1 protein-coding gene is annotated in these 12,906 nt (G+C 46.9%); it reads right to left on the bottom strand.

Going from position 1 to position 12,906, the window contains the following annotated elements:
- Positions 1–71: 71 nt before the first annotated feature.
- Positions 72–12,815: a VCBS domain-containing protein gene (locus MSG37_RS08700; protein ID WP_248470198.1), complete on the bottom strand. Its 12,744-nt coding sequence runs from the start codon at positions 12,813–12,815 to the stop codon at positions 72–74.
- Positions 12,816–12,906 lie beyond the last annotated feature (91 nt).

Below are 12,906 nucleotides of genomic sequence, written 5' to 3'. Positions count from 1 at the left end.
TAGCAGATTGTAAAGTGTAAACAGAGCAAAATTTATACTTTACAATGAGCTAGCTATCATTCACCTGCTTTTTAAAGTTGGTTATGCATATCGTTTAATGCCTGATGCAACAAGTCATCATCACTAACCTGATCGTGGTGAGTATTATCTATGTTGTCATCGAGTGTAGCTAAGTCGAGCGCTTGGTGTTTATGTTCGTCATCGAGCAGCGGGTTTTCAAAAGCATCAGCCTGAGTCACATCTAACATATCTACATTGATATCACTGCTGTTTAGCACTTCGAGCGCAAGCTCTTCGGTTGCAGGTTTGTCAATAGAGGGCTCGATATCTTGGTGAGCAACGCCCACCATATTGAGATAGTGGTCTATTGGTGCGCATGCTTGATTACTGGCTATAGGCTGTAACTCGTCAAGACTCTGTTGGTCTGTATCATTATGCACCTCAGTGTTTACACTGCTGTTTGCTTCCGGGGTTGTATTGAGCTCATTGTCTTGTAGAGTCTTTTCTTGAGCAAGCTGGCTGGGATTATCCGGAGCATCCTCTCGATGTGAAGCCGTATCACCTACAACAATCAAATCATCGACACTGACTGTTAGCGCAGAGTCTATTGGTTCATCATGCATGACTGGGGCCGGTGGAGGCGGAGGAGGTGCTTGATGACCAATGACGGGAGTGACCGTCATATCAAGCACTTCAGAGCCTAAAGTGAGCTTGCCACTGTGACCAGGACCATGGCTCAAGATGCTGACCTGAACATGCATGACCACATCGTCGTGATGTGAGCCCTGCAAGGCGACTTCAAATCTGTCTTCATGCACGCCAACATTCTGAGCACTACCATGAGGTCCTGTATGGGTATTTCCATGTTCTTGATAGCTTAGCTGGCCAGTTTTTGGATTAATAGATAGGGTGCCCCATTGACTGGTATAGGAGGTTTGATAATGGCCGTTGACTAAAATTTTCCAGCCTTGTTCAGCGATAGGTACCGGAGTTTGGCCGGGTATAATTGTTGGTACGCCTAGTGAGGCGCCAATATGGTGACTGCCAGGTGGTGCAGTGACAACTATGGGTTCAGGTTTAGCGCCTGCTGCCATGTTTAAGGCGGAGTTCACGTTGCCATGCTCATCAGTCATGATGGCTTTGATTATGCTACTTGGAGCGACTTCGAGTTGAATTCCGTGGGCTAAGCTCTTTGCGTCGAGAATGTGGTCAATGCCATTAATGTTTAGGTGTTCTCCTACCTTGGCATCGGTTGCAGCATGCACTGTGGCAGTAATCGTACCAGCATTACCATGGGCGATTTCTGCTTTACTGTATAAGTTATCACTGCCGGGATTTTCAAAGGTGATGCTAGGTCGGCCAACTTGAAGATCGGTTTCATACTGCAGAGTCTGACTCGCTTGAGTTGAGTTGCCTGCATTATCAGTACTCGTCACACTGGCTGATATTGATGACTGCGACGCTAATTCGCTGCCTGTAACAACAATACTAAACTGACCATGGCTATCAACCGTACCTGTGTGTTGCTGTTGATTAAGGGTTAACGTGACCACGTCTCCTTGCTGGGGATCACCACCGACTTGGCCGGTTACATTCACTGCAGTGTGGCTCTCTTGTGCATTGATAACATTGTCGGCGGTAATCGGATCAAGCTGGATAGTGGCGCTGGCATGGGTATCAATCTCAACATCGAGCGCCGAGGATACCGCTGGCATTATGGATGATGGTGCTAGCGCTTTGGCTAATATATTATGCAGCCCTTCAGTTAAGCTTGATAAGGTTGCAGTATAGTCACCATTGGCATCAGACAGTGCATGAGCAACAGGGTTATTACCGTCGTAAATAGTGACTCTAGAAAAGGGAATATCTGTGTGACCAGTAATGTCAGGTGTGGTGTCTGAGGTTAAATCATCGCTATGACTTTGGCCTGTGTCACTCGTTGTACTGAGATTGATACTTACATGATTGGTGGGTGATGTTGCAACAATATGGCCGCTTGGCAAGCTGTCAGTTACCACTGGTTGAGTTGGAACACTGCTTGTTATCACTATTGTGCCAGCCGTGCTGCTTAGGGTTGCTTGAGCATTAAAGCTGATAAATTGACTTGCTGTACCGCCGTGATTATCACTCACCTTAACTTCAAATACATCGACACCGCTATAGGTTGCTGTGGCAGGGTTATAGCTCATATGCGCCACAGAATTATTCTGGGTATAGATATAAGCGCCGCTATCAGGGTCAACAGATAAATTGCCAAAGCTGCCAGTCAGAATTGGCGCTGAAAATGTATGGGTATCGCCGGTATCAACATCGGTTGCGACTAAGTTTCCTTGGGTGTGACTGGTCTGGTTAATGGTTAACACTGGCAAATCATTAACGGCGCTAACGTTGAGTACTGCGGTATGCGCGGCTGAATCTTGATGGCCGTCATTGGCGACATAGCTAAAGTGAGCGTCACCATTAAAATTAGCAGCAGGCCTAAACAGCAGATGATCAATATTATTGGCATTAATGGTTTGCCCTTGGCTTATAGCATGGCCATTAACAAATAAATGACCATTAGCAGGATCGGGTAGTTGAGTGATTGTTAGCCCTGCTAAAGCATCATTGTCGCTGTCTTGGTAACCAAAACTAGCAGTGCTAAAGTGATAATCAGTGTCTTCCGCTGTGCTGACGTTTAGGGTTTGTACCGTCGGTTGGTGGTTGGCGTCGATATGAATGTTTAGCGTATTTTGGCTTTCATCTTTGTAGTCGCCATGGGTATCAACCACACGATAAATAAATCCAGGTACATCACCACTAAAGCCTGCTTCTGGAGTGAAGCGATAGTCACCGTTTGTAGCAATGTGTATTTGGCCAACACCTGCAATCGACACGTCCTGCCCAGAATGTACACTGACGTAATGATGGGTTGTCGGATCTTTAAATTGCAGATCTTGTAAAATGAGTTGTGCACCATCGTCTATATCGGTTGCACTTTGCAGTAAGTTCCCGGTTACTGGGCCACTATATTGATCTGAATTGGCTTTGAAACTATGAATAATAGGCTGGTCACTGGTGCCGTTGATAACCACTTGTGCTTGTTGGCTCGATTGGTGAGTGTTACTGCCGCTGCCCTCCTGTAGTTGGTAGTTGATCCAGATCTTGTGTTGAACACCATTAGCTAAGTGATCGTAGGCAGAGTGAGCCGGATCGACCTCTAACGTATGTCCATCGGCTGCCAAACTAAACCCTGCCGGGACCTGACTACTAAAATTGATCCCGTCAGTAGAGTATTGTAGTTGGCTAACTTGATTACCTTGAATGCCAGCATAAAGATCTAATCCTTGGGTTGTGCCCGCTTCTTGTAGTTGTAGAGTCGGGGTGTCGCTATGGCCGTGGATGGTAATCGCAATGGTCTTGCTAGCTGTGCCATCGGGTGAGGTTACGACTATTGTGTCGGTGAGTTGCTCCCCTGCATTTAAGGCATTGACCGCTGTGGCAGCGTTATTGAGCGCGTAATGCCAGCTGCCATCTTCATCAACTGCGAGCTGACCATATTGACCACTGAATAGGGTATTGGCTGCAAATTTGTCTTCGCCAGTATCAGGATCCACTAACGTTAATTGGCCCGAAATTGTGCTGGTGGCTGAATCTTCAGTAATTGAAGCACTGACTGTGGACTGTGTTTGTCCATCAATGTTGGCTGCATCATTGACAGGAGTTATATGCAGAGTATTAGTTGCTTTGGCTGAATTGGTATGGCCGTCGTTAACGGTATATGAGAAGTTCACATCGCCATTAAAATTATGCGCAGGGATAAACTGCAGTTTACTTATATCTGCAGTGGCAATACTTTGGCCAGCGGTAATGTCGTGTCCATCGAGTAAAAACTTACCTTGTGTTGCTGGTGGTAGGTCTGTGATTGCTATGGAATGAAGCGTATCGCCAGTATCGATATCTGTGAACCCAAACTGACTCGCTTGCATTTGATAGTGAGTATCTTCAGTACCTTGAGCAAGCGTTGTCACGGTAATTGTGGGAACATCATTGATACTGGAAAGGTGCATTGTCGCTGATGCTGGTGTTGAGCCTCCATGATTATCATGCACACTGTAATTGAAGGTGACCTTTCCGTGGAAGTTGGTTTCAGGTGTGAAAGTAAATGTACCATCATGATTGTCAGTGACCTGACCATGGTCAGCGCGTAAAGCGCTCACCTGTAAGCGATCGTAATCATCAATATCACTCGCGTGAGCGAGTAAATCTTGCATATGTAGGGTGACGGTTTGATCTTCATGGTTGCTAGCAAGAGCAATAGAGCTGGTAATAATAGGGGCATCATTGGTTGGAATAATGTTGATGCGTAAATTTTGCGTTGTGTGCAATCCTTCGCTATCAGTGACTTGAACCGGAATTAGAATATGTATATTCCCAACTGATAAAGAGGCATGTTGATAAGCTTTATCTGAAGAGTCAAAGGTATAACTGCCATTAGTATGAAGAGTAAAGCCTGCTATGGCTTTTAGAGAAGTGTAGGTAAGGAGTTGTTGTTCGCCATGATCAGGATCGATACCATGTAAAGTGCCATGCAACAGATTACCATCTTCCATCACCGCTTGATGCAAACTAGCATTAGATATATAAGGGGCGTCGTTGGTACCTTGAATGGTGAATTCAACTTGTTTGGTGGTGCCATCAGCACTGCTGATAGTAAAGACATCTTTAGCGACCTCTCCGGCTTTTAAAGCATCCACATTGTAGTTGCTGATGTCGTAAAAATAATTGCCACCTTTATAAATTTGAAGTGTCCCCCCGAGTGAGCCTGTATAACTAATGTCTTTGCCTGCAGAGTTAGTTGCAAAGAAGGATTGTGAGGCTCCATCAGGATCGACAACTTGAAAGTGTCCTTCAGAGTGGAGGAGGTGAGTGCCAGATAAGAGGTTATCTTCTTGTAATATATCACCAACGGCCGTGATCTGAGCAGCATCTGGTGTAGAGCTGAGTTGCAGCGATGCCCCCGTTGCTGTTGTGCCCCCATGAGCGTCTTTTACGTCATAGCTAAAATGAATTTGACCGTTGTAATCTTTTTCTGGCGTGAGAGTGTAACTACCATCGTGATTATCCCGAATAGATCCATGATCGACATGAAGATTCGCAATAGTGAGTTTGCCTATATCGTTGGTGTCCACGTCTAAAGTATTTGCTAATAGTTCGCTAGCCGTAATGGTTTGAGCCAGATCTTCTTTACCGCTGTTGAGCTGCACCTCAGAAGAGCAATATGGGCGGTCATTGTCGCCATGTATGGTGATAACAATGTCGTGTGTGGTGCCATCTTTACTTTGCACGGTTACCGTGTCAGTGAGTTTTTCTCCGGCACCCAGTTGATCAATTATTCTTCCTACAGTGGTCGTTAAGCCACCATTTACATCTGCTGTACCTGTAGCAACAGCATAAAACCATTCTCCATTTGAGTTGAGGATCAGATGTCCATATTTCCCATGATAGGTATAGCCAATACCTTTAGAGTCAAAGCTATTTTCACCAGTATCTGGATCGACTATTGTTAGTTTGCCATCCGTGTGAATCATATTCGTTGTTAAATGTGCCATACCCGGCTGGGCATAGTCAGGCGACATATTAGGATCTACATGCTCATACACATCACCGGTTGCTGTGCCTGATATAATCGCTGCGTCTCCCACTGCATTAAAATGGAGTGTATTTGTAGCTTCTTGTGAATCAATATGGCCATCATTAACTGTAAATTTAAACTGTACATCGCCATTAAAATTATGCGCAGGCACGAATTGAAGCTTAGCAATGTCGTTGGCCGTAATGCTCTGGCCAGCAGTAATGCCGTGTCCATCGAGTAAAAACTTACCTTGCGTTGCTGGTGGTAGGTCTGTGATTGCTATGGAATGAAGCGCATCGCCAGTATCGATATCTGTGAACCCAAACTGACTCGCTTGCATTTGATAATGGGTATCTTCAGTACCGTTACTGAGTGTAACTTGGGTAACGGTTGGCGCATCATTGGTACCTACAACGTCAATATGTAACTCGTATGCCGTTCCATCATAGCTATGAACACGGTAGACAACAGTTTCCGTTTGTCCTTGGGCAAGATGCTGCAGAGCTGCATTATTAACGCTATAACCCCAATTGCCGGCACTGTCTATTCGTAGCATGCCGCCGAACGGATCGTGTATCGCTGATTCACCAAACTGGCTGTATTGGAATTTATCCTCTCCGCTGTCTGGATCGATAACTTGTAGTTGCCCATTTGCGAGTTCAGTTGTAACGCCTGCATTGTGTCTGCTATGTGGCCCATCTTCAATGACATGCCCAGTTGTTACTTCTGAAATGATGGCGCCGTCAGGTGTGGCTGTTAGTGTGGTGGAAGCGCCTGTATGCGTAATACCACCATGAGCATCTGTTACGTCATAGCTAAAATGAACTTTGCCGTTATAGTCTTTGGTTGGGGTAAAGGTGTATGTGCCGTCCTTATTATCAACAACAGAGCCGTGATCTACTAACAGATTTGCAATGGAAAGCTTGCCCGCGTCATTTGCATCAACGTCGACAGTATTGGCAAGTAAATCGGCTTTGCTGAAAGTAAGCGCTGTATCTTCTGTGCTTGTGGCAAGTGTTACTTCAGAACTGATATAAGGTCTATCATTATCGCCATGAATGGTAATGACTATGTCGTGAGCAGTACCATCTTTAGAGTATACGGTAATGGTGTCGGTTAGGGTTTGATTGTCACCTAACTCATCAATGGTAGTACCGATAGTTGTCTTACGATTACCAACCCAATCAACACTGCCTACGGTGACATGGTAATGCCAAGTACCATCTGGGTTTAATAGTAAGTGACCATATTGACCATGGTAAGAGTTATTCCAAGCACCACCTTTAGAGTCAAACTGAGATTCACCAGTATCGGGGTCAACAATATCCAATTTACCATCAGCAGTTAATGCAGATTGCCCTAGTCTAGCCATGCCTGCTTGTGCGTAATCTGGTGACATATCACCATAGCTGCCATGACCTTCATCAACATTACCTGTATCAACGCCATTTATTATTGCAGCGTTGTTTCCCCCTGTTATGGTGAACGACAGGGTTTGAGTCGCACTGGCATTATGCTCATCAGTCACGGTGACTGGAATCGTTAGCGTTTTTGTCGCCCCAGCAGCCAGTGATTGATAACTTACATGGCTAGGGTCAAAGCTGTAGCTGCCATCAGCATTGAATGTCAGTCCATCGATTTTTGGGGCTGAGTAATGAAGTTGCGCGCCCGTATCAATATCTTGGCCGGCCATCTGTCCCTGTAATAGAGTGCCGCCTTCAACAACTGTATGTGATTGTGCTGCAATCGTTGGCTTATCATTGGTTCCGTGTACCGTGAGCTCTATGGTGTGGGTTGTACCATCGGCAGAGCGAATAACCGCTGAATCTTGTTTCGTCTCTCCCGCTGCGAGGTTTTGAATGTTGCGATTATCTAAGGTGTAGGTGTAATGGCCATCTCGCATCAATAATACGTGGCCGCCTAACTTGGTATCGTAACCAATACCTTGATAAGTTTGTGGGCCAATATTAGGGTCAAAACTACCTTCTCCTTTATCGGGGTCTTGAATGTTCAACTTGCCTTCATAATGAAGATCGTAATGGGTATCGATATAACCTCGATCTTCGGTAACACCGCGTAAATTGATATCTATCTGAGCATCTGTAATCACTGCACTATCGTCCGTACCGTTGATGGTGACTTTGATCTTTTGCTCAGTGCCATCCACTGAATGTACCAACAGGGTATCAGTCAGCGACTCGCCAGTTTTCAGTCCTTGAATGACAGGTTGAGAGTTGTCAGCAGTGTAAGTCCAGTGGCCCAAATCATTAATTGAAAGCGTACCAAATTTCCCTTGCAAACTTTCTGCATTGAACTGGGCTTGGCCGTTATCGGCATCGGTGACGTTGAGTGCGCCATCGACACGAAGTTGTCCTGAATGAACACCTTTATCTTCTGTCAGAGAGGCGGTTGATGTGCCTGCAATAACCGCTTTGTCATCAGTGCCATTGATGGTCACGGTAATTTTTTGCTCGGTACCATCAACGGAATGCACCAATACTGTATCTGTGAGTGACTCACCCGTTTTAAGCCCTTGAATACTGGCCTGTGAGTTATCTGCAGTGTAAATCCAGTGGCCTAAATCATTGATGGATAGTGTACCAAATTGGCCTTGCAAACTTTCTGCGTTGAATTGGGCTTGGGCGTTGTCGGGATCGGTGACGTTAAGCGCGCCATCCACGCGAAGTTGGCCGCTGTGAACGTCTTTATCTTCGGTGAGACTTGCAGTCGAGGTGCCCGCACTGCTTGTGGACGAGATATGTGCCTTATCGTCAGTGCCATTAATGGTGACAGTGATTTTCTGTTCGGTGCCATCGATTGAATGGACTAGCACTGTATCGGTGAGTGACTCGCCAGTTTTAAGCCCTTGAATCGCAGCTTGCGAGTTGTCTGCGGTGTAACTCCAGTGGCCGAGATTATCGATGCTTAGTGTACCGAACTGGCCTTGCAGTGACTCGGCATTGAACTGGGCTTGGCCGTTATCGAGATCGCTGACGTTAAGTGCACCATCAACACGTAATTGACCTGAATGCACATCTTTGTCTTCGGTGAGGCTTCCAGTACTGGTACCCGAAATCAGTGCCTTGTCATCAGTGCCGTTAATGATGACAGTGATCTTTTGCTCAGTGCCATCAACGGAATGCACGAGTAGCGTATCGGTGAGCGACTCGCCCGCTTTAAGCCCTTGAATCGCGTTTTGTGCGTTATCCGCGGTGTAACTCCAGTGGCCGAGGTTATCGATGCTAAGTGTACCGAACTGGCCTTGCAGGCTTTCGGCATTGAACTGAGCTTGGCCGTTATCGAGATCGCTGACGTTAAGTGCACCATCTACTCTAAGCTGGTCGCTGTGAACATCCTTATCTTCGGTGAGGCTTGCAGTACTGTTACCCGAAATGACTGCTTTATCATCAGTGCCGTTAATGGTGACAGTGATTTTTTGCTCAGTGCCATCAACAGAGTGCACCAGCAGGGTATCGGTGAGCGATTCACCCGTTTTCAGCTCTTGAATCGTAGCTTGCGAGTTGTCAGCGGTATAGATCCAATGGCCTAAATCATTAATTGATAGGGTACCGAATTGGCCTTGCAGGCTTTTGGCATTGAACTGAGCTTGGCCGTTGTCAGCATCAGTCACACTGAGTGCGCCATCAACCCTAAGTTGGCCGCTATGAACATCCTTATCTTCGGTAAGGCTTGCAGTCGAGGTGCCATCAATCACAGCCTTATCGTCTGTGCCGTTAATGGTGACAGTAATTTTTTGCTCGTTACCATCAACAGAGTGCACTAACAGGGTGTCAGTGAGCGACTCGCCGGTTTTTAGCCCTTGAATGCTGGCTTGAGAGTTATCTGCAGTGTAAATCCAATGGCCTAAATCATTGATGGATAGTGTACCAAATTGGCCTTGTAAACTTTCAGCACTGAACTGGGCTTGGCCGTTGTCAGCGTCAGTCACATTGAGTGCGCCATCAACCCTAAGTTGGCCGCTATGAACATCCTTATCTTCGGTAAGGCTTGCGGTGCTCGTGCCACCAATCACAGCCTTATCGTCAGTGCCGTTAATGGTCACAGTGATCTTTTGCTCGGTACCGTCAACAGAATGTACCAGCAGCGTATCTGTGAGTGACTCTCCGGTTTTGAGCTCCTGAATTGCAGCTTGTGCGTTATCTGCTGTGTAAGTCCAGTGGCCGAGGTTATTGATTGATAGTGTGCCGAATTGACCTTGTAAGCTTTCAGCGTTGAACTGGGCTTGGCCGCTATCAGCGTCAGTCATACTGAGTGTGTCATCAACACGAAGTTGACCTGAATGAACATCCTTATCTTCGGTAAGGCTTGCGGTGCTCGTGCCACCAATCACAGCCTTATCGTCTGTGCCGTTAATGGTGACAGTAATTTTTTGCTCGGTACCATCAACAGAGTACACCAGCAGGGTATCGGTGAGTGACTCGCCCGTTTTTAACCCTTGAATCGCCGCTTGCGAGTTGTCTACGGTGTAACTCCAGTGGCCTAAATCATTAATTGATAGGGTACCGAACTGGCCTTGTAAACTTTCAGTATTGAACTGGGCTTGGCCGCTATCAGCATCAGTCACACTGAGTGCACCATCCACACGCAATTGACCTGAATGCACATCTTTGTCTTCGGTTAGGCTAGCGGTTGAAGTGCCTGCAATCACAGCCTTATCATCTGTGCCGTTAATGGTGACAGTGATCTTTTGCTCTGTGCCATCAACAGAGTGTACCAGCAGGGTATCAGTGAGCGACTCGCCCGTTTTAAGCCCTTGAATCGCAGCTTGCGAGTTGTCTGCGGTGTAACTCCAATGGCCGAGGTTATCGATGCTTAGTGTACCGAACTGGCCTTGCAGTGACTCGGCATTGAACTTAGCTTGGCCGTTGTCAGCATCAGTCACACTGAGCGCGCCATCGACTCTAAGCTGGCCGCTGTGAACGTCTTTATCTTCGGTGAGACTGGCTGTTGAAGTGCCACCACTGCTTGTGGACGAGATATGGGCTTTATCATCAGTGCCATTGATAGTGACGCTAATCTTCTGCTCGGTACCATCAACTGAGTGAACCAGTAGGGTATCAGTGAGTGATTCACCGGTTTTTAGCCCTTGAATGCTGGCTTGAGAGTTATCTGCAGTGTAAATCCAATGGCCTAAATCATTGATGGATAGTGTACCAAATTGGCCTTGTAAACTTTCAGTATTGAACTGAGCTTGGCCATTGTCAGCGTCAGTCACACTGAGTGCGCCATCAACCCTAAGTTGGCCGCTATGAACATCCTTATCTTCGGTAAGGCTTGCGGTGCTCGTGCCACCAATCACAGCCTTATCGTCTGTGCCGTTAATGGTGACAGTAATTTTTTGCTCGGTACCATCAACAGAGTGCACTAGCAGGGTGTCAGTGAGCGACTCGCCGGTTTTTAGCCCTTGAATGCTGGCTTGAGAGTTATCTGCAGTGTAAATCCAGTGGCCTAAATCATTGATGGATAGTGTACCAAATTGGCCTTGTAAGCTTTCTGCGTTGAATTGGGCTTGGGCATTGTCGGGATCGGTGACGTTAAGCGCGCCATCCACGTGAAGTTGGCCGCTGTGAACGTCTTTATCTTCGGTGAGACTTGCAGTCGAGGTGCCCGCACTGCTTGTGGACGAGATATGTGCCTTATCGTCAGTGCCATTAATGGTGACAGTGATTTTCTGCTCTGTGCCGTCAACGGAGTGCACTAGCAGGGTATCGGTGAGTGACTCTCCGGTTTTTAACCCTTGAATCGCCGCTTGCGAGTTGTCTGCGGTGTAACTCCAGTGGCCTAAATCATTAATTGATAGGGTACCAAATTGGCCTTGCAAACTTTCGGCATTGAACTGGGCTTGGCCGTTGTCAGCATCAGTCACACTGAGTGCGCCATCCACACGAAGCTGACCTGCATGGACATCTTTGTCTTCGGTAAGGCTTGCGGTGCTCGTGCCACCAATCACAGCCTTGTCGTCAGTGCCGTTAATGGTGACAGTGATCTTTTGCTCGGTACCGTCAATAGAATGCACCAGCAAGGTATCGGTGAGTGACTCACCGGTTTTGAGCCCCTGAATTGCAGCTTGTGCGTTATCGGCGGTGTAGGTCCAGTGACCAATGTTATCGATGCTTAGCGTACCAAATTGGCCTTGCAAACTTTCGGCATTGAACTGGGCTTGGCCGTTGTCAGCATCAGTCACACTGAGTGCGCCATCAACACGAAGTTGGCCGCCGTGCACATCTTTGTCTTCGGTGAGGCTTGCTGTGCTCGTGCCACCACTGCTTGCGGACGAGATATGTGCCTTATCGTCAGTGCCGTTAATGGTGACGGTAATTTTCTGCTCGGTGCCATCAACAGAATGTACCAGCAGGGTGTCGGTGATCGACTCGCCAGTTTTCAGCCCTTGAATCGCAGCTTGGGAGTTGTCTGCGGTGTAAGTCCAGTGGCCGAGGTTATCGATGCTTAGTGTACCAAATTGCCCTTGCAAACTTTCAGCATTGAACTGGGCTTGGCCGGCATCAGGATCGGTTATGCTTAGCTGTCCCTTTGCATGCAGGGCTCCTAGGTTATCTAAGTCTTTATCCTCAGTGACCGCTGCGCTATTAACACCTTGGATCTGTGCAGTTTGGTTACTACCTGTAATATCGATAGTGACAAGCTGACTAACGCTTTGCCCTGAGCTATCAGTAACCTTGACAATAAATTGCTCTGAGGCTTTATCCCCTTGATTTAGCGCTTGCGTATTAGGCAATTGATTATCAAGTTGATAATGCCATTGGCCTGTTTGTGAGTCGATAACCAGTTGACCAAATTGGCCTTGGCTCTGGGTTACGCTCCAAGCTGCGGTGTCATTGTGATCTGGGTCTGTTGCAAGTAACTGACCTGAAGCAGTATCGATACTGCCCATTTCATTCAACGATGCATGATGGATGCCGGAAATCGTGGGGAGATCATTGCTGCCTGCAACGCCTACTGCGATAACGGTGTTGACTTGATGGCCTTGAGCATCGGTAGCAATAACAATAAATTGTTCAGTATGTTGTTCACCGGCAGCTAAGGCGTCGGTCGAGCTTAATGTGTTATTGAGATGGTACTGCCATTGCCCCGTTTTTCCGTCAAGAATGAGTTCGCCAAATTGGCCTTGGCCTTGATGGATTGACCAAGTAACCGATTGGCTATTATCGCCATGAGCCACTAATGAACCTTGTACTGTATCGACTGAGGAGTTTTCTTTAACTTGTTGAATTTGTTGTTGACCATCGATAGTTAATGGCTTTTCATTAGTG

The organism is Shewanella sp. 1CM18E, assembly GCF_023161665.1.
Taxonomy (GTDB): Bacteria; Pseudomonadota; Gammaproteobacteria; order Enterobacterales; family Shewanellaceae; genus Shewanella.
The sequence above is the reverse complement of the archived record's forward strand: the minus strand, read 5'-3'. Positions and strand labels throughout refer to the sequence as shown.